Here is a 24,337-nt window from a genome sequence, read left to right on the forward strand (position 1 = left end):
TCAGCCGGCGATCTGAGCGGGTGGGCCGGCTGGGTCGAGCAGGCGCTGGTTCTGGATCTGGGCGATCACGTCGGTGGCCATCCGGCGGCCCCAGCTGTGGCTGGCGTGGTCTCGCAGGACGGTGTCCGGGTCGGCCCTGAGGCGCTCGGCGATGTCGGCGATGCGGTCGCGCATCTCCTGCTCCACGATCTGCCGGTCGATGGCGATGCCGCCCTGGTGGAGCGTGACCACGAACTCGTCCACCAAGCGGGCAAGTGTTGTTCCTTCAGGCACCGATGTCTCCTCGGATCGTCGCTGATGACGACAGTGTGAGCGGTCATGATCGCCACCCGGTGGCTGCGACACCGCCAAGATCCGTGGTGTCCGTCGTGCGGGGTCAGCCGACCGACTAACTCACCGTGATCCGAATGGTCACGGCCGCGTTTCACTTTCCCCACGGAAACGCCCGGGACCATGGCGGTCCCGGGCGTGTCCACCTGCTGCTGGGTCAGGTGTTCCAGATCTGGAAGCCGGAGATCTGCCCGGCCGCCCAACCGGTGTTCGCCGTGATGTTCAGCCGGAAGTAACGCTGGGTGGTCGCGGTGAAGGTGATCGTCACCGCGTTGCCGGCCGACGGGGTGAAGGCGTACGCCGCGGAGGCCTTCACCGTCGTCCAGGTGGTGCCGTCGGTGCTGGCCAGCACCGACAGCGTCTCGGTCCGGGCGCCCCAGCCCGCCGGGATCTGCAGCACCGCCCGGCCGGCGCTCTGGGCCGAGCCGAGGTCCACCTGCACCCACTGCGGGAACGCGTTGTTGGCGCTCTCCCAGTAGGTGTTCTGGTCGGCGTCGGTCACGTTGCCCGACGGGTAGACGTCGGCGTGGCTCGACTCGCTGGTCGCCCTGCCGGCAGCCAGGTTGGTGCTGGTCGTGCCGGCGCCGGTGCCGGTCAGCGCGACCGTGGCGGTCCCGGCCGTCAGGGTGCCGGTGCGGGCGCCGGCGGCGGTCGGGCGGAACGTGACGGTCACGGTGCAGGACGCGCCGGCCGCCAGCGACGTGCCGCAGTTGTTCGACTGGGCGTAGTCGCCGGTCACCGACGCGGCCAGGCCGGTCGCGGCGGCGGTGCCGCTGTTGGTGACGGTCACCGTCTGGGCGGCGCTGGTGGTGTTCAGCGCCTGGGTGCCGAAGGTGAGCGACGACGGGGCGGCCGCCAGGGACGGACCGCTGCCGGCTCCGCCGCCCGGGTAGACCTCGAGCTCACCGACCTGGCCGGCCGGCCAGCCCGAGTTGGCGGTGATGTTGACCCGGACGTAGCGGGCCGACGTGCCGGGCACGGTGATCGACGCCGTGTTGCCGGTGGCCGGGTCGAACGTGTACGCCGCCGAGGCGACCGCGGTGCCGAAGCTCGAGCCGTCGGTGCTGGTCTGCACGGCCAGGGTCTGGGTGCGGGTGGCCCAGGCGGTGGCCGGCGGCAGCTTCAGGGTCACCTTGCCGACGCCGTACGCGGCGCCCAGGTCGACCTGCAGCCACTGCGGGAACGCGTTGTTGTTGCTCTCCCAGTAGGTGTTCGCGTCGCCGTCGGTGGTGGTCGTCGCGGCCTGGGTCGTGTTGACCTGGCTGCTGGCGGTGGCCGGGCGGCCGGCCGCGATGTTGGTGCCGGAGCCGATGCCGCTGCCGGACAGCGCGACCGTGAGCGAGTCGTTCCCGGTCAGGACGACGCTGCCGGTACGCGTACCGGAGGTGGTGGGTTTGAAGGTGACGGTGACCGTGCAGGAGGCACCCACCGCAACCGACCCGCAGTTGTTGGTCTGCGCGAAGTCACCGCTCGCGGTGACGCCCGAGATGGTCGCGGCCGTGGTGCCGGTGTTGGTGACCGTGATCGTCTGAGCCGCCGAGGTGGCGCCCACGATCGTCCCCGCGAACGACAGCGCCGCGGGCGACGCCGACAGGACCGGGCCGGGCGCCACGCCGGTGCCGGACAGCGGGACGGTGCTGGTGATGCCGGACGCGGTGATCGTCAGGTTGCCGGTGCGCGCGCCGGCCGCAGCCGGTGCGAAGCGGACGCTGAACGTGCATGACCCGCCTGCGGCCAGGGAGGAGCCGCAGGTGTTGGTCTGAGCGAAGTCGCCGGTCACCGCGATGCCCGAGACCGGGGCGGCGGCGGAACCCGAGTTGGTCACGGTGACCGTCTGGGCGGCGCTGGTCGTGCCGGTCGCGACCGAGCCGAAGCCGAGGGTGGACGGGCTGATCGAGATCAGCGAGCCGTTGTCCGGCAGGTACGGCGGGAAGGCCGGGTTGGTCACCTGGGTGCAGGCGGTCGAGCCGAAGATCCCGGAGTTGCCACCGCCGTCGGTGAGGGTGAACCCGACGCCGCAGTTGTACTGCGCGGCCGGGCCGAGCGTGCCGGTGGCGGTGCTGTTGGAGATCGTCGCCGAGCCGCCCACCTGCTCCTGCACGACGTACGAGCCGGTGTTCTGGATCGTCGCGTTGTTGATCTTTACGTTGGTGATCTGGGAACCGGAGACGAACTGGATCGCCTCGAAGGGGCTCTGCTGGATGAGGATGTTGTCGACGTTGGTGAGGCCGGTCATCGCGCCGTCGCGGGCGTCGAACCAGAGCGCGCCGACGCCGAACTGCCAGTTCGGGTCGAGGCCACCGGAGCGGATGATCGTGTTGCGCAGGACATCCGTGCGGCCCAGCGTGGTGGACGCGAAACGCTGGGCGACGTGGATGCCGCCACCCTGGGTGAGGCCGGAGTCGATCACCCGGTTGTCGGTGACGAAGTTGTCGTGACCACCGTAGATCGCGATGCCGTTGGCCAGGATCGGATATTGCACGGTGTTGTGGTCGAACGAGTCGTTCGCGTCGGCCACCGACTCGGCCCAGGTCGCCAGGCCGTCGTCACCGGTGTTGCGGATGTCGGAGTTGGTGACCTTCGAGTTGGTCACGCCCTGGTGGAAGTTGACGCCGTCGGCGGTGACGTTGCGGATCCGTATCCCGGCGAAGACCAAGTTGTCCATCGGCCCGTCCATCCACGCGCCGACCTTGAGGTGCTCGATCCAGAGCCGGTCGACGGTGGAGTTGCTCATCGCCCCGCCGACCGCGTTGACCTGCGCGGAGTCGTTGCGCTCCTGCACATCACCGAAGATTGCGAAGTCGGCGAGGTGCACGCCGGTGCTCGCGTTGGGCGCGTCGTTGCCGTAGAAGCCGGGGGCCGCGCCGACGACCGTCGAGTACCACATGCCGGCGCCCTTGATCGTCACGTTGTTGACCGCGACGTGCCCCGGGATCTTGAAGGTGCCGGACGGGATCCACACCGTGCCGCCGGCGCCGGCCGACTGGATGGCCGAGTTGAACGCGGCGGTCGAGTCGGCCGCGCCGGTCGCGTCGGCACCCTTCGACGTGACCGAGACCGAGCCCGCCGGCTGCGCGAGGGCCCCCGCCACGGTCTCGAAGTCGGCCAGGTCGATGGTCGTGGCCGAGGTGGCGGTCAACCGGAACTTCGTGCCCGCGGCGTAGCTCGACGGGAGCAGCCGGTGCGCCTCGTCGTAGAAGTGGTGCGGGTTGCTGCCGGGCTGGTTGGTGAACGGATAGCTGCCGTAGAACCAGCTGTACGCGTTGGTCAGGGTGAACGCGGCCGACGCGGTCCCGTTGATCGAGAAGTTGAGCGGCGTGGTGTAGACCGAGCCGCCGCTGGAGTCGGGGATGCTGTAGCGGAAGACGATCGAGTTGGTGGCCACCGGACTGGTGAACTCGACGTACTGCCCGGCGGCGAGCGTCACCGCCTTGCGGTAGGACGCCTCGGCCGCGAGCGTGTTGTAGGCCGCGGACGGCCCGATGATCGAGCCGTTGGTGGTGGAGCTCTCGGCCTGCACTTCCACGTACGGCAGGGTGGCGCCGCTGCCTCCGGAGGCGGCCGCCTCGGCCGGGGCGGCATAGAAGAGCGTCGTGCCGAGCAGGGCGGCGGCGGTGAGAGCTACGCCGAGCCTTCTTCTGGACATGGGTGCTCGCTTTCGGACGAAACGATGCGGCCGGTCGGGGCTCCGTCCACATCAGGGGGATACCGGGCAACGTAACGTCCGCGACACACGAGCGCAATATCGAGACAGAACTTTGCAAGACTTGGATTGCAAACGGGAAAAGAGGAGCCCGCGCGGGATATCCCACGCGGGCTCGTCAATCGGGGCGGTGCGTCAGTCGAGGTGGGACCGCGCCGCCGTCCAGATCCGCTCGAACTCCTCGGCGGCCAGTGGAACGGCGCCGTCGTGCACATCGGGGACCGGTCCTTCGGGCGACACCCCGAACCGCCGCTCGTACGCCACCACGCCGCCGACTCCGCCGGTGTCCCGGGCGTGCAGCGTCTCGGCCAGCGACGCCGCCGCCGTGTAGCCGACGAGCTCCTCGTCGAACTCGACGTGCCGCAACGACCGGCGCTCGTCGTCGACCTCGTCCCAGCACCGCACCGGGAACGCCCGCAGGTGCCACTCGAGGTATCTCATTCGCCCCCCGCTCCGCCACCGCCGGCCGCCGAGCCATAACCGTAGAGCGGCTCGCCGCCGTACACGTCCGGCCAGCGCGAAGTCGGCTCCATCGGGGCCATCTTGGGCGGCCCGTTGCCGCCGGCCGCGATCATCAGGCCGCGGACGTTCAGGTTGCCCGAGTTGAGGACCACCATCGTGTGCGGTCGCGGTTCCTGCACGTCGAGGCTGCGCACGCTGATCTCGACGTAGTGGGTGATCCGGTCGGCCTTCTTCGAGGTCCGGAAGAAGAGCTCGGACATCTTGTAGAGCGGCATCGAACCGGGCCGGACGTCGGAGAAGTACTGCCCATCCCCGAACCGGGCGTTCTCCCCGGTGGACTGGCGGATCTCGCCCGACTTGACGATGCCGTTCATGCCGTCCTCGTCGGTGTAGTGGTAGAGCGAGTTCCACTCGTGCGCCGGCTCCGGCGGCATCGGCATGAGCTCGCCCATGCCGCCCTCCGGGGCGAAGGCCGACCCGACCGCGAACACCATGCCCTGGTCGATGAACTCCCGCTCGACCGGCGGGATGCCGCTCAGGCCGGGGCCGTCGATCAGGTTCGTCAGGGCGGTCTTCATGCTGTCCGGGCAGACGTTCGAGCCGTACTTGCCGGTCACGCAGATCATGTGCCAGATGGCCATCTCCTGCGACGTCGACAGGTTCCGGTGCTTCGGGTCGATGTCGCTCATCGCGTGCGCGAACGCGACGTTCATCCGGCCGTAGTGCGGGTCGCTGGTCTGCACCGTCACGTGCTTGGTGATCGGCACGTAGCTGGAGCCGGAGTTGGTCTGCTCCTGCTCCTGGTGGTGCTCGCAGGCATTGGCGCTGCCGCAGCCGTTGTCCTGGTCCTTCGGGCGGCCGAACTGGTCGTCCAGGTCCGGGTCCTTGGCCCGCAGCCCGTCCGGGTCCGAGCGGGTGACCGGGTTGTCGCCGGCGTAGGCGTAGCCGCCCAGCTGGCTCAGGTCGGTCGCCTCGAACACCGGGTCGGCGCTGATGAAGCGACCCAGCGACGGGTCGTACTTGCGGGCGCCGAGATCGGTGTAGCCGGTCGCCTGGTCCTTGGACTTGCCGAGATAACCGCGGGTCATGTCCGGCCATGCGGTGGTGCCGGCGGCCGCCCGCGCCTCGCCGTACGGCTTGAACTGCTGCCGGGCAACCTGCTGGCTGGTGGTGTCCATGGCCAGCGTGGCCGTCCCGTGCGGGTCGTTGAACAGGTAGTTCGTGCCGCCGCCGGGCAGCGTCGACCGCACCGCGACCGCCGTCCCGCCGCCGCCATGACCGTAGGTGCGGACCGCGCCGAGCGACACCGCCGGGCTCACCGAGGTGTTGATGACGATCTCGGTGTCGCCGGCGAACAGGGCGGTGCGGCCGGGATCGCGCCGGATCAGCTGGTTGCCGTCCGCGTCGTACAGGTACTTCGTGGTCGCGCCGGCCGCGGTGACCTCGGCGAGGTGCCCCTCGTCGTCCCACTTCAGCGTCTGGGCGGCCGTCGTGGCCGGGGTGCGGGTCAGCAGGTTGCCGGCCACGTCGTAGACGAACGTCGCCGGATCGGCGCCACCGGTGGTGGCGGTCAGGGTATGCGGCTGGGCTCCGGTGCGGTTACAACCCGAAGAACAGCCATCGGTGTACGTCGTGGACGAGTCCGCCGCGCCCGCGATGCCGTGGTCCACCACGCTCGTGCGGTCGCCGACCGCGTTGTAGGCGAACGTCTGCCAGTACGAACCGGCCGTGCTCGAGATCGCCGCCGGGGTCGCGGTGCACGCCGCCGACGACGTCCACGCGTCGGCCAGCCGGGCCAGCCCGTCGTAGCGGTAGCACTGGGTGTCGGTGACGACGTTGCCGCTCTCCGACTGCTTGTCCACGGTCGACAGGGTGTTGCCGGCGTCGTCGTACTGGTAGGCGACGTCGTCGATCAGCGGCCCGACGCCCTGCGACCGGTAGACCTGCCGGCCCTTGAGGCGCAGCGTGTCGTCCTCGTAGGAGTAGAGCGCCTCGGCCTGGTTCGCCGTGGGCCCGGCCGTGACCCGGGACAACTGCCCGAAGTCGGTGTAGCTGGTCGAGCCCACGTACTGGTCGATGCCGGAGGTCGTCGACGGCTGACCGAGCTGGTCATGGCCGTAGGTGATGGTCTCGCCGGCCAGGCCGCCGATCGCCGGGTCGGTCTGCCGGGCGAGCAGCTCGGTGGTGGTCGAGTAGGCGAAGTCGGTGGTGTAACTGCCCGGCAGCGGCTGCTCGGCGGTGGGCAGGGTGATGGTCTCGCCGAGCGCGTGCCCGAGCGCCGTGTAACCGGTGACCGCGACCGTGTAATCCCCGGTCACGCCACTGACGTAGCGGCTGGACGAGGTGAGCTTGCCGATCTGGACCGTGTCGTACGTCCAGGAGGCGAACTTGAAATTGCTCTTGCTCTTGTCGACGGCGGTGAGCTTGCGGCCGAGCAGATCGTAGGTGTAGCCGAGCTGGATGCCGCGCGCGTCGCGGGTGACGGTCACGTTGCCGGCGTCGTCGTAGGCGGTGAGGCTGGCGCCGGTGTCCGGGTCGGTGTGCGAGGTGACCCGGCCGCGCAGGTCGTAGCCGTTGGACCAGACCGCGTTGTCCGGCCCGGTGACGGTGGACTCCTGCCCGAGGGCGGTGTAGGCGTACTTCGTGTCGTAGCCGCCGCCGCCGGTGGCGGTGAACCCGCCGGTGATCGTGCCGCTCAGCGCCGGGGCGGTGGTGTACTGCCGCAACTGGGTGCCCTGGCCCCGGCCGTTGAGCGTCTGGGTGGTGGCGACCCCGCCGGCCGGCGGCACGACCGTGGTCGTGTCACCGGTGTAGACCGTCCGGGTGTGCCACTGCTCGGCGCCGTTGTGCTCGGTGGTGACCTGGGTGGCGCGGCCCATCGCGTCGTGGTCGGTGACCGTGGTGCGCGGGATCGACACCTGGGACAGCTGGTCCGAGACCAGCGTGTCCGACGGGGCGCCGGCGGTCGCGTACGCGTCGTTGGTCAGGACGGTCCAGCCGTGCGAGTCGTACTGGGTGTCGCTGACCAGGCGGACGCCGTTCTCGCCGGTGAACTGGGTTTCCAGGGTGCGCAGCAGGGCGTCGGAGAGCGTCTTGCTGACGTTGTAGGTGCCGTCCTCCAGCAGCGTGCGGGTGGTGACGACGGTCGGTCCGGTCCTGTTCACCGCGTACGCGTAGGTGATGTTGGCCGAGGCCCCGGCCGCCTTGCTCCGGTTGGGCTGCCAGACCGCGGTGAGCCGGCCGAGGGCGTCGTAGCTCATCGAGCTGAGCTGCCCGGCGGTGCTGACGCCGGTGACCGGCAACTGCCGGGGCTCGTCCATCTCCTGCGTGCTGACCTGGCAGTCCGTGCTGGACACGGTGGCCGCCGAGCAGTCCACGCCCGGTGTCACCTGCACGACGGTGGTGAACTGCGACGGCAGCGCCCCGGCGGCCGGCGACCGGCGGGTCCAGACGGTCTGGGCCAGGCTGGTCGTGCCGTCGGCCATCTTCGCGTTGGGAGTGCGCACCGCGGCCACGGCCCGGCCGGAGGAGTCGTACGTGGTGGTGGTCAGGTCCACCCACGCGGACGGGGTGACGCCGGTGGCGGTGGTCGCCTGCTGGGTCCGGGTCGGGTTGCCGGCCGTCGGCGCCGTCCCGTAGGCCAGCCCGTCGTACGAGGTACGCAGGTCGGAGAGCAGGGTGCCGGAGGCGTTGGCGCCGGCCGCGGTGCAGTCCTGGTCGGTGGTGATGACCTCGCCCGCGACCTCGAGCTGGTTGGGGCCGTCGAGATATTTGGTGAACGTGCAGTGCGCCACGTTGCCGGTCGCGCCGGGCTCGCCCCGGTCGTCGGCCTGCACGGCCATGCCGGTGGTGCGCTGGCCGAGGGTGCGGTTGAAGAACGTGTCGACCTCGGTGGTGCGCCAGCCGGACGAGACCTTCTGCCGGTTGACGGTCTTCGCCGTGCGCACCATCTGCGCGGTCAGCGCGGGCAGCCCGGTGCGGGCCCGCGACGCGGTCGGCCCGATCGAGGTGGGCACGGTGATGGTGGCGTGGTCGATGGTGCCGGCCGAGGTGAAGGTGTCGGTCTCGAAGACCTGCCCGGCGTAGACGTTGTCGTCGGCGACCGTGACGCTGCCGTCGATGCTGGTCAGGTTGCCCTTGTCCATGCCGAGGAAGTAGTACGACTTGGTCAGCGACTTCTGGTCGTACACCTTCGTGCCGTCGGTGTAGTGGAAGATCGACGTGTCACCGCTGGTGACATCGACCTCCGGGTAGCCGCGGAACTGGCCCCACGTGCGGTTCTTGGCCTTCACGACCTCGTTGTCGTCGTGGTGCCAGCCGGGTTTGCCCAGATAGGCGTACGAGGTGACCAGCTTGGGTTGCGACCCGTCCTGGAAGTTGTTGTGCGGGTCGAGCGTGACGACCTTGCTGACCGGGTGCGTGTAGAACCAGTCGAGCAGTGGCGCCGGCTGCGCCTCCGGGGTCCAGAAGACGGGGAAGCAGCCGGTCGTGTTGGTCGACGGGTCGCTCGGCACGCTCGAACAATCCGGGGTGCTGTAGGAGATGTCGGTCTCCGCGCCCGTCTCGGTGACCACCACGCCGATCCGGTGGTAGTACATCAGCGGCAGGCCGGGCAGGGTGCCGACCCGGTTCGGCAGCTGCGCCGGGTAGAACGTGACGGTGCCGGCCGAGGCGTCCGCGCCCGCGCCGCCGAGCCGGTCGAGGCCGGTGTGCGTGATCGTCTCGAGGAACAGGGTCGGCGCGTGGTCGCCGTTGTCCGGGAAGGTCTGGCCGAAGTCGTACCGGTCCACGGTCTTGTCGGCGCCGTCCACCCGGACGTGGGTGGTGATCGAGGTGAGCTTGCGCCGCGACCAGAAGCTCGGGCCGTGGCTGGTGCAGTCGCCGGTGGCGTCGCAGTTCAGGTCGACCGGGACGTCGGGGTAGAACTCCGGGTGGGCGGAGCTGAGGGTGCAGTCGCCGGTGCAGCGCTCCTCGGTGCCGAACACCACCTGCTCGGGGGCGGCGGCGTAGACCGTCGACGCGGTCAGGCCGTAGTCGATGCGCCGGAGGTAGCCGTCCCGGACGTACGACGTCGCGGTGTTCTTCATGTTCGCGCCGTAGTAGCCGGTCTCCGGCGTGTAGTAGTACGCCATCGCGTTGTTGTTGCTGTCGACGACGTAGTCGAGGTTGAAGCGGTAGCCCAGCGTGCAGGCGGTGTCCGCGAACGTCGACGAGTCGGAGCAGGCCGAAACGCCGTCGTGTGCCTGGTAGACCTGCGCGGTCCAGGCCGACTTGGTCTCGTCGTTCGCCGCCGCCCAGCCGGGCAGGCGGTTGAGCCCGAAGTAGTACTGGATCCCGTTCTCGGTGACCCGGAAGTACTCGCCGTTCTTCGTCCCGTTGGTGGCGCCGGTCAGCCGGTCGATCTTGGTGGTCGAGTTGTCGGCGGCCGGGTGGAACGTCTTGGTCGTGTCGTCGTAGACGATCTGCGTCGACTGCCCGTTGAGCGACATGGTCAGGATCTCGCCGCCCCAGCACAGGTCGGCGCTGCCCTTCGGCGCGCCCGAGCCGGTCACGTCGGTGCACGACCGGTAGGTGCGCTCGACGAAGTTGTCCATCGCCGACCAGCCGTCACCCAGCCACGACGACTGGTTGTTGGTGCCCTCGGTCCGCGCGTCCTGCGCCGCCGAGCTGTAGGAGAGGTTGACGCTCGGCCCCACGCCAGCGATCGGCGGCGGCACCGCGATCGGGTAGCTGTAGGTGAACGCGCCGGTGTTGCCGCTCACCGACCAGGAGCCGCCGGGCGACAGGCTGGTCGCCGAGTAGTCGCCGCTGGGCCCGCTCGCGTCGGCGGTCGCGGCGAGCACGGTTTCTCCGCTCGCCGCGACGGCGACCTGCGCCGACAGCGGCTGCGCCGCGGCCGGGACGGGCGTCGCGGTCTGACATTCCGGCCGGCTCGGCGTGGTCAGGGCACAGACCGGCAGCTGTACGAGGTGAAGCCGTGACGCATAACTTCCGCCGTACGCGCTCCGGAACTCCGACGCGTCCACCTGCACGCCGACCGTGCCCGCGCCCGCCGCACTCTTGACCGAGAACAGCAGCCCGTGCACGCCCGCCGCCTGGGCCGTCGCCTGGTCGGCGGTGGCCACCGTGACCCGGCCGGGGGCGGCGCCCCGTTGCGGCTTCGCCAGGGTGACCGGCCCGACGTGGGCCGCCGTGCCCACGGCCACGGTCGCCCGCTGCGCGCCCGGCAACGTGTGGTGCCCGGCCGCATCGAACTTCGCGTACGGCTTGGGCGCCGGCGCCTTCCGGGCCGCCCGCGGCTCGCTCAGCGTCACCCGTTTCAGCGGCTTCGGATCCGGTAGCGGTACGTCCTTGGCCGGCCCACCCGCGACGACGATGCTCGTCAGCGTAGGCACCAGCGCGAACACGATTTTGGACAGCATGCGGCAGCCTTCCCCCGTATGCCGGGCAGCCGGCCCGGCACACGGAGGCTACGGTCGAACTTGATCTATGTCTGACCGCTCCGGCCTATCTCGATGAAGTTCGAAATCTCGTTTTCATCTCTGCGGATCTCCTGCCTCGGGCGGGCGCACGCTGTTCAGCACGCTCTGCCCCTGCTGGTCGACCAGGCGGGTGAACAGCTGCTGGGCGTAGCCGAAAACCAGGGCCCAGGCGAGGATCTGCGCGCTGGTGTCGAGGGCGCTCAGACCCGGCACGAACTGGCCGCGCATCAGCAGCAGGCCGAGGAACGCGGTCAGCGCGCCGGTCGGCAGTTTCAGCGCGGCCAGCGCAACCGGCAGGCCGTACCGCTCGGAGGAGCCGCGGATCCCGCGGATCGCGGCCGCCGCGGCGATGGCCGCCGCCGTCATGCCGACCAGCTCGACCACGATCAGGTCCATCGGGGTGGCGGTCGCCGCGACCACGTCGTCGATGTCCAGCACCGGCGGGGTGGTGCCGGCGTCCTGCGACGGCGTGAACCGCCCGGACTGCGCAGCCGGGCAGACCACCACGGCCGTGCCGGACTCGGCCGGGGCGAAACAGAGCGGGACCAGGGTGCGCGCGAAGAACCCGGCCGCCGCCACTCCGAGCGCGATCAGCCACATCACCACCGTGGTGGCCACCACGACGTTGCGGAAGCTGCGCAGCCGGATCTGCTCGCGCAGCGCCGCCGAGCCGGCCGCCCGCACGGTCGTCACGATCTTGCCGCGCTCCTCGACGATGACCGCCTCGCGGGTGGCCTGGTCGATATCCGGGCCGACCCCGCGGGCGATGCGCTCGAACTCCTGCCGGCCCGGGTCGGTGGCGGCCAGGTGGCAGCGCACGTGCCGCAGCAGGCAGGGCAGTTGCCCGAGCACGTACCCGGCCGGGGCGATGTTGAGGATGTGCGCCTCGGCCGCGTCGAGGTTGCTGGAGGCGCGCTCCATCAGCGGGCCGTTCCGGAACAGCCGCAGCCGGCGCCGCGGGTTGAGCTTCTTGACGGTGGCGGCGTCGCGGGCCGCGTCGAGGTGGCAGTGGATCGCGTCGTCGAGGATCGCGTCCTCGTCGCGGGACTGCAGATCGCGGGCCTGTTTGGTGCGCACCCACGCGGCCAGGGCCTCCAGCTCCTTGGCGCGGGTCAGTGTCCCCTCCCGCCAGGCGACCCACACCGGTCCGCCGACGGGTCCTATACCGGTTACCGCATCCATCTGGAACTCCCAGGGAGAAGTTGCGTCTCCTGGGTCAGGGAGTTGTAGAAGCCGCTGGATACCGCCGGAGCATGTTGATGGCGGTCAGCGACAGCACGATCTGGTCGTTCTGGTTGAGCATCTCGCCGCGGGACTGCACCACTCCGCGGTCGGGCTTCGACTTCGAGGGCCGCGCCGAGAGGACGGTCACCCGCAGGCGCAGTCGATCACCGGGGCGCACCGGGAGCGGCCAGCGCAGCTCGTCGAGGCCGGGCGAGGCGAGGCTGGCGACCCGGGAGAGGTAGTGGTCGGCGTACATCCGCATGAAGATCCCGGCGGTGTGGAAGCCACTGGCGATCAGCCCGCCGAACGGCCCGGCTGCGGCGAACTCCGGATCGACGTGGATCGGCTGCGGGTCGAACTGCCGCGCGAACGCCAGCATCTCGGCCTCGTCCATGATTACGTGGCCGTACTCGTAGACCGCGCCGGGCCGATAGTCCTCGAAGTACCGCTCGTCGCGCCCGGCCGCGAAATCCGTACCGCTCAGCAGCTCCGTCATGGTCCTGACGCTAACCCGCCGCGCCCTCGTCGGTGAGGCGCGGCGGGCAAAGCGTCAGGCCAGGGGCAACGTCACCTTCGACAGCGACGGGTGGACGCCGACCACGGTGCCGGCCGGGTAGCGCAGGGTGTGGTCCCGGTCGGTCGAGACGATCACCAGGCCGATGCGATGGCCGGCCGCGAACACGTGGTCCGCCGGCTGCAGGCTCCAGCGGAACGTGTACGGCTGACCGGCCCTGATCGGCCTCGTCACCGCGGGCGACAGCCGGTTGCGCACGTCCAGCCACCCGCGCGTGACGATCTCGTAGGGCGTCGACGCCACCACGTGCTCGCGCTGCGAGAAGCAGCCCGGATCCTCCGGGATGCCGGGCCCGATGCAGTCCTGCACCGGCAGCGTGCGGGTGCCGATCCAGCGGTCGGCCGTGCCGTAGTCGACCAGCATCGCGGTCAGGAATGGCGAGTCACCGGCCAGGTCGGCACGCAGGGTCACCGAGGCGGTCCCGGAAAGCCGCGTTTCACGCGTCAAGGCAGGCCCGAGATAGATCAGCCGGTTCGGATCGGTCGCGGTCTCGTTCTGCACCAGACTGTCCGGCGTACGGCTGGGATCGTCCACAAAACTCTGCCGGGGACCGTCACCCAGCTTCACGGCAACGGCGCGAGCTTGCCGGATCGGCCAGGACGACGAGGTCTGCCACTGGTTCGGCGCGGTCTCCACGTCGGCGACCGGATCGCGCATGATCCCGGTGTCGATGTGATAGAGCCACTGATCGAACCACCGGTGCAGGGTGTCCAGCCAGACGTCGCGCCGCACGTTGAACGGGTCGGCGTGGGCGGCCTGGTGCAGCCAGATCTTCTTCGGCACGCGCAGCGCGTTCCACCACTGACCGAACTGCTGGGTGCGCACGTTGTCGTCGTGCAGCCCGTGCACCACGAATACGCTGGCCCGCACCTTGCCGGCGTCGGGCACGTAGTTCCGCTCGGCCCAGTAGGCGTTGTAGTCGCCGGAGACCCGGTCCTGCTCCTTCTCCAGCGCCGCCATCACCCCGGCGCACACCTCGGGATGCGCCCGGGTCAGCACCGCCTTGGCCAGGATGTCGGTGTCCTCCCCCTGGAAGCCACCGGGCGCGACCACCCCGCCGTTGGCGCGGTAGTAGTCGTACCAGCTGGAGATCGCCGCGATCGGCACGATCGTCTCGAGCCCGCGCACCCCGGTGGCGGCCACCGCGTTCGGCAGTGTCCCGTTGTAGGAGACCCCGATCATTCCGGTACGCCCGGTGGACCACCCCGCCGAAACCGCGTTGCCGCTCTCGTCGAAGCCCGGCGCGCGCCCGTTGAGCCAGTCGACGACCGCTTTCATCCCGAGGGTCTCGTTGCGCCCGCCGGAGGTCGGGCACCCGTCCGACCCCCCGCTGCCGAGACTGTCGGCGAACACGACGGCATAGCCGCGAGGCACGAAGTAGTTGTCGAGGTACCCGCCGAACGTGACGGTCTCGGCCGCCCGATCGAGCCCCGGCGCCGCGGCGAAGCTGCCGCCGGCCCGGTCGACGTCATCGTGGTTGGGCACGTCGTTGAGGCCGGCGTAATAGGGGCTGGCCTGGAAGATCACCGGCACCCGGGTGCTGGTGGCCGGCCGGATGATGCGAACCGCGACCCGGTCGGGTTTGCCGTCGGCGTCGCTGTCCACCGGGGTCTGCACCCAGACCCGCTCCCGGACGGCCTGGGTGTAGTCGTAGATCGGTTGAGTGGGACCTTTCGCTGCCGCGGTAGCGGGCGCGACGAAGGCCACAGAGGCGGTGAGGGCACTCAGAGTGACGGCCATCAGCCGTATCAGTCGCATCGCCCGACCATATCGGTGCAGATCGATGTGTGTGGCCCCGCCCCGGTAGTGCACAATCCGGATCATGAATCCCGTCGGCCAGATCGCCGCCCTGCTGGCAGCACTGATCCACGTCTACATCTTCGTGCTGGAGGCCGTGCTGTTCCCCCGCCCCGCGGGCTACCAGACCTTCGGCGTCCCCGAGTCGGACGTGCCCGCGGTCCGCCCATGGGCCTTCAACCAGGGCTTCTACAACCTGTTCCTGGCCATCATCGCCGCCGTCGGCCTGATCCTGCTGCACACCGGCCCCGCCCAGGCCGGCCGAGCCCTGGTAGCAGCAGCTTGCGGCAGCATGATCGCCGCCGCCCTGGTCCTGCTCTCAACAAACCGCCGCATGCTCCGAGCCGCCACCGTCCAGGGCCTCGCCCCACTGATCGCGATCATCCTGCTGATCGTCGCCTGACGCCGGCGGCTGCGAGAATCGGCGGGTGGGTATCAACCAAGTCCTCTTCCGGGCAGGCAGCATCTCCGGCCGCATTCCCGCCCGCGGAGAGTTCGCCGGTCCAGCCATCGGGTTGATCGAACTGCCCAATCGCCTGTGCTGGTCCGGCAGCCCTCCATTCGACGTCACCGATCCACGGCGGCGGCTGACCCTGTACACAACGCTGATCGGCGAAGGGCAGCGGGCCGATCTGGCCCGGTGGATCAACTGGTCGCGCCTGGTCGAGGACTGGCCGAAGATCCGACGGTTGACCGCCAGAGACCTCATCGGGGTGTGGGAACAGCAACTCCCAGACCTAGCAGCAGCCTGACCCGTGCCCGGCCACCGAATTGCGCGACTCACGGTGGAGCAGCTGTGTTCGTCAGGCGATCTGGCGTAGGTCGTTGCCGTAGTCGAAGATGATCCGCATTCGGGCACCCAACGCCCGCGCATAGCGGCTCAGGGTCGCGACCTCGTTGGCGTCGAGATCTCCGTTCTCGATCTGGCTCACGCGCCCCGGCGAGACACCCATCAGCTCGGCGACCTCGCGCTGCGTCATGCCCAGCCGCTTACGCTCTTCGGCGAGGTGATAAGCGCTGATCCAGGCTTCGGTCCGTCCCCGCTCCGCCGCCAGAGCCTCCTCGTCCCCGTCGTGCAGCTCCGCCCGGAGGTCGTCCCAGTCGTGGAACTCGCTCATGAGTCGTCCCTCCGTTTTCTCTCTTCGGCCAGCCACGTCTCGTAGGCGCCTTCGGCGATCGGGATTGCCGCCGTGTACCACCGGCTCCAGTCACCGGCCTTGTTGCCGGCTACCAACAGAACCGCCTGCGACCACGGGTCGAAGACGAACAGCACCCTGATCGCGACGTCCCGGCCCGAGCGGGGACGCAGCTCTTTGAGGTTGCCGATGACCGATCCCTGCAATGTGTCGACCATCGGGCGGCCGAGCGCTGGGCCGATCTCGGCGAGCATGTCGATGGCGACGTTCACCGACCGGAACACGTCCGGATCGGCCTGCCGCAATGCCCGCAACCAGGCGCGCACGTCAGAAGTGGTCTTGATGGACCAGCGACGGGGCGCGTCCGGGGGCATTGGCCAACTATAGCCTGAACTAAACAGCAGCCGAGGACGATCCGCCTGGGGGACGTGCCGCCTGGGCGTCGGCTAGGAGCTGGACCAGGTGGACTCCGGACGTGGCGGCCAGGTCGGCGGCCTGGGTGCGGCAGGAGAAGCCGTCGGCCAGCAGGATGTCGCCCGGCTCCGCCTTCTCCAGGGCCGGTAGCAGCTGCTGCTCGGCCACCTGCACCGAGACCTCATAATGGCCGCGCTCCACGCCGAAGTTGCCGGCCAGGCCGCAGCAGCCACCCAGGCGCTTCACCGTGGCGCCGGCCGACTTCAGCAGCTTGGCGTCGGCCTCCCAGCCCATCACCGCGTGGTGGTGGCAGTGCGGCTGGGCGATCACCCGCACCCCGTCCAGCGACGGCGGGGTGTAGCCGGGGGTGCGGGCCAGCAGCTCGGCGACCGTCACCGTGGCCGCGCTGACCTTGCGGGCCTGGTCGTTGTCGAGGATCTCGGTGATGTCGCTGCGCAGCACGCCGGTGCAGGACGGTTCGAGGCCGACCACCGGCATGCCGCGGTCGACTGCCTTGACCAGTTCGCCCGCCGTGCGGCCGAGGATGCGGCGGGCGGCGTCCAGTTGCCCGGTGGAGATCCAGGTCAGACCGCAGCAGGCCTCGCCGGAGGTGATCGACGGGGCATAGCCGGCCGCCGTCAGCACCTCGACCGCCGCCTTGCCGACCTCGGGCGAGAAGTGGTCGGTGAAGCTGTCGACGAACATCAGAACGGGGGTGCCGGTGCGGGCCGGCTGGGTTGCGAACCACTGGCGGAAGGTCTGCGGGGCGAAGGCGGGGATGTTTCGCCGCGCGTCCACGCCGGCCATCCATAACGCCAGTCCGCGGATGCCGGGCAGCGTGGTCATGCGGTTGGCCAGCCGGGGCATCCGCGCGGCCAGCCGCGACCATCGGGGCAGCCAGCCGAGCGAGTAGTGCGAGCGCGGCCGCAGCCGGCGCTTGTAGCTCTGGTGGAGGACTTCCGACTTATAGGCGGCCATGTCGATGCCGGTCGGGCAGTCCGATGCACAACCTTTGCAGGACAGACATAGATCGAGGGCCTCGTGCACCACCGGAGAATTCCACGAGGGGGCCAGATCTCCGTCGAGCATCTCCTGCAGCACCCGGGCGCGGCCGCGGGTCGAGTCCTTCTCCTCGCGGGTGGCCAGGTAGGACGGGCACATCACGCCACCCAGCACGGTCGTGTCGGCCCGGCACTTGCCGACACCGGTGCAGCGGTGCACGGCCTGGTTGAAATCGCCGTGATCGGAGTGGTACGCCAGCGCGAGCTTGGCGGTGACCGGGCGGGCCTGGGCGACCCGGATGTTCGCGTCGACCGGATCGGGGTCGACCAGGTTGCCGGGGTTGAGCAGGTTCCGTGGGTCGAAAACGCCCTTGATCTGCCGGAACAATGACATCGCCGCCGGCGAGTACATCCGGGAGAGCAGCTCGCTGCGCGCCCGTCCGTCGCCGTGCTCGCCGGAGAGCGATCCGCCGTAGCTGACCACCAGGTCGGCGGCGTCCTCGAGGAAGGCCCGGAACTTCGCCGGCCCGCCGGGCGACGACAACGGATAATCCAGGCGTACGTGGACACAGCCGTCACCGAGATGGCCGTACGGCATGTTGCTCAGACCGTGCTGGTCGCAGAGCGCATCGAAATCGCGCAGATAGGCCCCGATCCGGGCCGGTGGCACCGCCGCGTCCTCCCAGCCGGCGTGGGCCGGAAGCCCGGAGGGCGCGCGGCCGGTCAGGCCCGCGCCGTCCTCCCGGATCCGCCACAGCGGGGCCGCCGCCGCCGGGTCCTCGACGATCAGCGAGTCGACCGCCTCGGCCGCCTTGATCAGGCCGGCGACCCGGTCGCGCACCTCGCCGAGGTCGTCGCCGGCGATCTCCACCATGAGCCACGCGGTGCCGCCGGGCAGCGGCGGCACGGCGTCCGCGCCCCGACGGCTGCGGACCACGTCGCAGATGCGCGAGTCGATGCCCTCGCAGGCGGTCGGGCGGAACTCGAGGATCGCCGGGATGATGTCGCCGGCCGTGCCGAAGTCGGGGTAGCCGAGCACGACCAGCACCCGGTGCTCGGGATCGGCGACGAGCTTCACGGTCGCGGACGTGACCACGGCGAGGGTGCCCTCACTGCCGACCAGGAACTCGCTGAGATTGAAGCCGCGCTCGGGCAGCAGGTGCTCGACGGCGTAACCGGAGACCTGCCGGCCGAAGGTGGCGAATTCGGTGCGGGCGACGGCGAGGTTGGCGGCGACAACGTCACGTAGTGGGTCGCTCAGCGACGAAACCGGAGCGCCATCAATCGTCAGGGCCTCCAGAGAGGCCACGTTGTCCGAGGTCCGGCCGTACCCCAGGGTCCGCGAGCCGCACGAGTTGTTGCCGATCATGCCGCCGATGGTGCAGCGGGTGTGGGTGGAGGGGTCGGGGCCGAATCGCAGCCCGTGCGGCTTGGCCGCGGCCTGCAGCACCGACTGCACGGTGCCGGCCTGCACGGTCGCGGTGCGGGCGACGGGGTCCAGATCGAGGACGGCATTCAGGTGCCGACTGAAGTCGAGCACCACACCGGGGCCGATCGCGTTGCCGGCCACCGAGGTGCCGGCGCCCCGGGCGGTGAGCGGCACGCCGAGGTCCCGGCACACGGAGAGGACCGACAGAACCTCGTCCGAGGAGCGCGGGCGAACCACGGCCTGCGGGACGATCCGGTACAGCGAGGCGTCCGACGCGTACATCGACCGGTTTGTCGCGTCGTCCAGCACATCGCCGACGCCGGCGCGCCGCAGCCGGTCTCCCACTTCGCTCATGCCCTTGATTTTTCCAGGCAGCGCCGGGGAAACCGGAGGCGGCCCAGGTCAGTCCCGCAAAGCGGGCACGGCGATGGCGTTGCGGCGGGCGAGGTCCTCAAGGATCTCGGCGGTGGCCGACGAGCCGAACCGCGAGACGCCGACGGCTGCCATCGCCATCAGCTGGTCGAGGGAGCGTACGCCGCCGGAAGCCTTCACCCGCACCTTGGCCGAGACCGCCGAGCGCATCAGCGCGAGGTCGTCGATGGTCGCGCCGGTCGGCGCGAAGCCGGTGCTGGATTTCACGAAAGCCGCGCCGGCCCGCTCGGCCGCCCAGCAGGCGGCGAGCTTCTGTTCGTTGGTGAGGTACGCGTTCTCGAGGATGACCTTGACGGGCGCGCCGCCGGCCGTCTCGATGACCGCGACGATCTCCTCCTCCACCGCGGCGATGTTGCCGGAGCGCAGCCAGCCGACGTTGAGCACCATGTCGATCTCGTCGGCGCCCTGGCCGACGGCGAGCGCGGTCTCGGCCACCTTGATCACCGTGGGGGTGTCGCCGTGCGGGAAGCCGATCACCGTGCCGACCAGCACGCCGGTGCCGCGCAGCAACTGCACGGCCAGCGGGACGTCGCACGGCCGCACGCAGACCGATGCCACCTCGTACTTGGCCGCGATCGCGCAGCCCTTGCGGACGTCCTCGCTGGTGAACTCGGGCCGGAGAATGCTGTGATCGATCATCTTCGCGATCTGAGCCACCGTGAAGTCCATGGCCCGTGACGGTATCTGTCTATACAGCTGGCTGTCTAGACAAGTTAGGGTGTGATTCGTGCCCGAGCCCCATTACCACCGCATCGAGCAGGCCCTGCGCGCCCGGATCGCCCGGTCGCGCCCGCACGACCCCCTGCCGTCCGAGCCCGAGCTGGCCCGCGAGCACGGCGTCAGCCGGATGACCGCCCGCGCCGCGGTGACCCGCCTGGTCACCGATGGCCTGGTCTATCGCGCGCCGGGCCGGGGCACGTTCGTGGCAGTGCCGACCGGGCCGCGCCGGGCCGACAACCTGATCCGGCTCAGCGAGGAGATCCGCAAGCAGGGCCGCACGCCGTCGTCCCGGGTCACGCTCGCCCACCTGCGGCCGCCGACCAGCGAGGAGTCGACTCGCCTGCGCCTGCGGCGCGGCGAGGTGGTGGCGATCCATCGGGTGCGATTGGCCGATTCAGAGCCGATTGCGTACGAGCGGGCCATCTACCCAGGAAGCGTGTCCGCCCTGCTCAAGGCGGATCTGGCTGGTTCCGTGCACGAGGCTCTGGCCGCGCTCGGCCGGACACCGACGAAGGGCACCGCGACCCTCACCGCGCAGGAGGCGACCGCCGAGGACGCCCGCGAGCTGCTGGTGCCGGAAGGGTCGGCCTTGCTGGTGGAGGAGCGTTTGATCCTGGACGAACGGGACGTGCCGCTGGAGCTGAGCGAGTCCCGCTACCCCGGCAACCGGTACCGCCTGGACGTGGCGTTCGGCGTGGAGCCGCTCTGAGATCTCGGGGCGCTCTGAGAATTTCGTAAACAAACTTTTACAACAGCAACTCTCCCAACATAGAAGGATTCACATCAATAGATGTACTTCTTCGTGGGAGGAAGCTTTTGAGAACAGCAATCGCGCTGGCCGCCACCATCGCGCTGGCCGGAGGAGGGGTGACGGCGACCGCTGACCGCGCGTCCGCCGCCCCCGTCACACCCAACCCGATCTCCGAGGCCGGCACCGCGGCCATCAAGGGATCGGCCAAGGACAAGTTCCAGGTCTACAGCCGCTCCGACGAGGCGGTCCGCTACACACGCACCTACGACGGCCTGCGGGTCTACGCCGGCGACCTCGTCATCCGGACCAAGAACGGCAAGGTGACCGGCACGTCGGTCGGCCTCAAGGCGCCGCTCTCCCTGAGCACCAAGCCGTCCGTTACCGCCGCCTCGGCGCGCGCCACTTCGGCCGCCGCGTTCACCGGCAAGATCACCTCCACCGGAACCCCCGAGCTGTTCGTCGACGCCAGCAGCGGCATCGGCAAGCTGGCCTGGGAGACCGTGTTCAGCGGCTGGCGCCCGGACGGCCAGACCCCGTCGAAGCTGCACGTCATCGTCGACGCGAGGACCGGAAAGCTGGTCGGCTCGTTCGACGAGATCGAAAGCGTGGCCGGCACCGGCAACAGCCTCTACTCCGGCCCGGTGGCGATCGAGACGACGGCCGGCGACACCGGCTTCAGCCTCACCGATCCGGTACGCGGCGGCGGCTACACCTGCGACATGGGCAACCGCACCAGCGGCACCTGCGCGGTCTTCACCGACGACGACAACATCTGGGGTACGGGTGCGAACGCCGACCGTGCCTCGGCGGCCATCGACGCCCACTTCGGGGCGGCCACCACGTTCGACTACTTCACGAACGTGCACGGCCGGAACGGCATCTTCGGCAACGGCACCGGTGTCCCGTCGCGGGTGCACTACGGCAGCGCCTACGTCAACGCGTTCTGGGACGGCGCGCAGATGACCTACGGCGACGGCACCGGCAACGCGAAGCCACTGGTCGCGCTGGACGTGGCCGGCCACGAGATGTCACACGGCGTCACCGAGAACGTGGTGCCGGGCGGCCTGACCTACTCCGGCGAGCCGGGCGGCCTGAACGAGGCCACCAGCGACATCTTCGGCAGCATGGTCGAGTTCTACGCGAACAGCACCACCGACCCGGGCGACTACGACATCGGCGAGAAGATCGACATCCGGGGTACGGGGGCGCCACTGCGCTACATGTACAACCCGGCACTCGACGGCTCCTCCCACAGCTGCTGGTCGACCACCACCAAGAACGTCGACGTGCACTACTCCTCCGGCGTGGCCAACCACTTCTTCTTCGACCTGGCCGAGGGCAGCGGCGTCACCGCGTTCGGCACCTCACCGCTGTGCGGCACGGCCGCCCCGGTCACCGGCATCGGCCGGGACAAGGCCGCGGCGATCTGGTTCCGGGCCCTGGACAACTACTTCATCTCCAGCACGACGTACGCCCAGGCCCGCGGTTACTCCCTGTCCGCGGCAACCGACCTGTACGGCTTCTGCAGCACCGAGTACAAAGCGGTCGAGGCCGCCTGGACCGCGGTGAACGTGGCCGGCGACGACTTCTGCTCGGCGGGCAACGACTTCTCGCTGGCTCTCGACGCGACGTCAGTGTCCCTGGACCCGGGCGCCTCGTCCACGGTGACGCTGTCCACCACGGCGGTAAACGGCGACCCCGAGCAGGTGACGTTCTCAGCCGGCACCACGCCGACCGGCGTGACGGTGTCGTTCGACCCGCCCACCGTAACCGCAGGTGAGCCCACCACGATCACGGTAACCGCGGCCGAGGGCACGTCACGCTCCAGCGCCCCGATCACCATCACCGCCACGGCCCCGTCGGTGACCAGGGCAGCAGCCTTGACGGTCAGCGTGAACAGCGCGGCCGGCTGCACTGCGTCCAACGACACCGACGTAACCATCCCCGACAACACCACAGTGACCAGCACGGTCACGCTGACCGATTGCGCAGCCGCGGCGGCATCGACATCCAGCACGGTGGAGGTGCACATCGTGCACACCTACATCGGCGACCTGGTAGTGACTCTGCTGGCCCCGGACGGCACCGCCTACGTCCTCCACAACCGAGCCGGCGGCAGCACCGACAACATCAACCAGACCTACACGGTCAACCTGGCCACCGAGCCCCCCAACGGCGACTGGACCCTGAGAGTCCAGGACGCCGCCAGCGCCGACACCGGCCGCATCGACACCTGGTCCCTCTCCCTCTAACCAGCACGCACGGCCTCGCGGCCCACACCCCGCGAGGCCGTGCCCCACCCGCTGACCGGCAGATAGAGAACGCCTCAGCCCGCCGCAAACGTTGTCTCCCGCAGCTTTCCGCAGGCGCGGAATCACGCTGACCGGCCCTAGGCGAATGCCACCGATGCCGCAAAAAACCAGGCATCCGCGCGTTCCTACAGCCACCAGGAAGCGGCTCTCCACGTCGCGCCTCAGCCGCGCGCAATTGAGATTCGGGACTAATTTCCAGGCGGTGGCCGAGCATTTCTCCGATTAATGTTCCGGTTGCCAGTCCCACCCGTTCCGCCGGGTGATGTTCGCAGATGCAGCCTCCCGGGTCGCACATGTCCAGCACGCGCCGTAAAGCGATGCCGACGACGGCCGGCCGGCCGTCGCACATCAGCCGCGGCCGGTAGCGCCGCAATGCCGACCGCCGCTGCCCGGCATGAATTGGCTGCCGGTCTCGGGATGAGACACGGGCGCCGACCAAGCCCGAACCACCCGGCAGGCCAAGGCAGTCGACACCGTTCGCCACACACCACAGACCTCAAGAGCCAACCCGACTCAAGCCGATGCGACGCCCGGCCGACAGCTTCCGCCAACCCGACAGCTCGAGCCCGCCCAGCCGCCGACGCCTGACCAGCCGCCCCCGCCCAGCCAACCGCTTCCACCAGGCCGACCACCCGCGCCAGACCCCCCACCAACGCCCGGGCGGCAATCTCCGCCCGACCCATCACCCGCAACGCCTGGCCCAGAACCTCCGCCCGACCGACCGCAGGCGCCCGGCCCTCCGCCCGCGCCTGACCTGAAACCTCCGCCTGGCCCGGCATCTCCGCCCGACCAACCACCGGCGCCTGGCCAGCTGTCAGCGCCCCGTCGGGTCTGTCCGCCTGGCGGGCAGGTTGAGCCTCCGCTACCCGGCATGCAGTCGCCACATGGTCGGCGAGGCCAGGGTCGCCGGGCTGTTGCTCATTGCTCGGCTGCACCTCCCGCACGACCCGGACCTCGCGACCCGGCACACGCCGCGGCGGCCGAACCACGGTGGTCTCGTCGTCCCAGATAAGCGGCGGAACCTCCTCGAAGTCGTCATGCAGACCCACCGCCCCGCACTCGACCGAACAACCATGCGACCGGCACAGCTTCCGGGCATGACGCCGCGCAAGACCCCAACGCCGATGACGCGCATGCTCACGGCGAAACTCATCCGCAGCCGCCGAATAATTACGAGCCTTCGTTCGGTCACGCATAGCGGCAAGCTCGGAGCTGGTGAAGAACTGAAGCTGCCGCTGTCTCATGACTACATTCTCCCGCCCCGCGGAGAGCCGCCGCCAATGATTGATCATGCCAATCCTGGAAAGGCAGTACGACAGTTGCATGACCAATCAAACGGCTATTGCGTCCGACCAGATAAGCTCTCTCGCAGCCACTGCCGAAGGATGAATGTCTCGAATGGTTGGTGTGGCGGCGACAAGCGAGATACGGCCGATTTGCGCCATTCGGCGGGCACTCCTTCGTCCCTCTCCGGCCAGGGCTGTTGCGTTCTCGCGGCGCGGGGCGCTGAACAGGGATTTTGTGGGGTGAGTGGCCTCTGTGGAGGCGGATGAAGCGGGTGAAGCCCTCA

15 protein-coding genes are annotated in these 24,337 nt (G+C 69.7%); 4 read left to right on the forward strand and 11 right to left on the reverse strand.

Annotated elements, in window-relative coordinates:
- From AB0E90_RS23405 to AB0E90_RS23435, 7 genes are all read right to left on the reverse strand, one after another.
- Positions 1 to 273 (reverse strand): hypothetical protein, encoded by a 273-nt coding sequence (locus AB0E90_RS23405; protein ID WP_360409244.1) that lies wholly within the window; start codon positions 271 to 273, stop codon positions 1 to 3.
- Between the two features lie 214 nt (positions 274 to 487).
- A complete protein-coding gene (locus AB0E90_RS23410) occupies positions 488 to 3,976 on the reverse strand; it encodes a choice-of-anchor D domain-containing protein (RefSeq protein ID WP_360409247.1) in 3,489 nt (1,162 codons plus the stop codon).
- Between the two features lie 192 nt (positions 3,977 to 4,168).
- On the reverse strand, positions 4,169 to 4,474 hold the full coding sequence (locus tag AB0E90_RS23415) for a hypothetical protein (RefSeq protein ID WP_360409250.1): 306 nt from the start codon (positions 4,472 to 4,474) through the stop codon (positions 4,169 to 4,171).
- Complete coding sequence (locus tag AB0E90_RS23420; RefSeq protein ID WP_360409253.1) at positions 4,471 to 10,917, reverse strand: HYD1 signature containing ADP-ribosyltransferase family protein; 6,447 nt, start codon at positions 10,915 to 10,917, stop codon at positions 4,471 to 4,473. The genes AB0E90_RS23415 and AB0E90_RS23420 overlap by 4 nt, the downstream gene beginning before the upstream one ends.
- 114 nt (positions 10,918 to 11,031) lie before the next feature.
- A complete protein-coding gene (locus tag AB0E90_RS23425) occupies positions 11,032 to 12,159 on the reverse strand; it encodes a hypothetical protein (protein WP_360409256.1) in 1,128 nt (375 codons plus the stop codon).
- 34 nt (positions 12,160 to 12,193) lie between these two features.
- The gene (locus tag AB0E90_RS23430) at positions 12,194 to 12,697 is read right to left on the reverse strand and encodes a MaoC family dehydratase (RefSeq protein WP_360409258.1); all 504 of its coding nucleotides are present in this window, start codon (positions 12,695 to 12,697) and stop codon (positions 12,194 to 12,196) included.
- A gap of 54 nt (positions 12,698 to 12,751) precedes the next feature.
- Complete coding sequence (locus AB0E90_RS23435; RefSeq protein WP_360409261.1) at positions 12,752 to 14,533, reverse strand: Xaa-Pro dipeptidyl-peptidase; 1,782 nt, start codon at positions 14,531 to 14,533, stop codon at positions 12,752 to 12,754.
- A 64-nt stretch (positions 14,534 to 14,597) separates the two neighbouring features.
- On the opposite strand from AB0E90_RS23435, the gene AB0E90_RS23440 reads away from it, so the two are divergent.
- Both AB0E90_RS23440 and AB0E90_RS23445 read left to right on the forward strand, forming a co-directional pair.
- The gene (locus AB0E90_RS23440; RefSeq protein WP_360409264.1) at positions 14,598 to 14,975 is read left to right on the forward strand and encodes a DUF1304 domain-containing protein; all 378 of its coding nucleotides are present in this window, start codon (positions 14,598 to 14,600) and stop codon (positions 14,973 to 14,975) included.
- 25 nt (positions 14,976 to 15,000) lie between these two features.
- Complete coding sequence (locus AB0E90_RS23445; RefSeq protein WP_360409267.1) at positions 15,001 to 15,324, forward strand: hypothetical protein; 324 nt, start codon at positions 15,001 to 15,003, stop codon at positions 15,322 to 15,324.
- Positions 15,325 to 15,375: 51 nt separating this feature from the next.
- Here the strand turns inward: AB0E90_RS23445 and AB0E90_RS23450 are convergent, their stop codons facing one another.
- From AB0E90_RS23450 to deoC, 4 genes are read right to left on the reverse strand one after another with little or no spacing between them, the layout of a single operon-like run.
- Entirely contained in the window at positions 15,376 to 15,690 is a 315-nt protein-coding gene (locus tag AB0E90_RS23450; RefSeq protein WP_360409270.1) for a helix-turn-helix transcriptional regulator, read from the reverse strand.
- Complete coding sequence (locus AB0E90_RS23455) at positions 15,687 to 16,082, reverse strand: type II toxin-antitoxin system RelE/ParE family toxin (RefSeq protein ID WP_360409273.1); 396 nt, start codon at positions 16,080 to 16,082, stop codon at positions 15,687 to 15,689. The genes AB0E90_RS23450 and AB0E90_RS23455 overlap by 4 nt, the downstream gene beginning before the upstream one ends.
- Positions 16,083 to 16,101: 19 nt before the next feature.
- A complete protein-coding gene (locus AB0E90_RS23460) occupies positions 16,102 to 18,906 on the reverse strand; it encodes an FAD-linked oxidase C-terminal domain-containing protein (RefSeq protein WP_360409276.1) in 2,805 nt (934 codons plus the stop codon).
- 48 nt (positions 18,907 to 18,954) lie between these two features.
- Complete coding sequence (gene deoC / locus AB0E90_RS23465; RefSeq protein ID WP_360409279.1) at positions 18,955 to 19,653, reverse strand: deoxyribose-phosphate aldolase; 699 nt, start codon at positions 19,651 to 19,653, stop codon at positions 18,955 to 18,957.
- Positions 19,654 to 19,711: 58 nt separating this feature from the next.
- Here deoC and AB0E90_RS23470 point away from each other — a divergent pair, with 58 nt between their 5' ends.
- Together AB0E90_RS23470 and AB0E90_RS23475 are read left to right on the forward strand one after the other, a co-directional pair.
- Positions 19,712 to 20,413: a GntR family transcriptional regulator gene (locus AB0E90_RS23470; protein WP_360409282.1), complete on the forward strand. Its 702-nt coding sequence runs from the start codon at positions 19,712 to 19,714 to the stop codon at positions 20,411 to 20,413.
- 107 nt (positions 20,414 to 20,520) lie between these two features.
- On the forward strand, positions 20,521 to 22,707 hold the full coding sequence (locus AB0E90_RS23475) for a M4 family metallopeptidase (RefSeq protein ID WP_360409285.1): 2,187 nt from the start codon (positions 20,521 to 20,523) through the stop codon (positions 22,705 to 22,707).
- Positions 22,708 to 24,337: the final 1,630 nt, after the last annotated feature.

It is taken from the genome of Actinoplanes sp. NPDC026619, from assembly GCF_040638295.1.
Classification (GTDB): Bacteria; Actinomycetota; Actinomycetes; order Mycobacteriales; family Micromonosporaceae; genus Actinoplanes.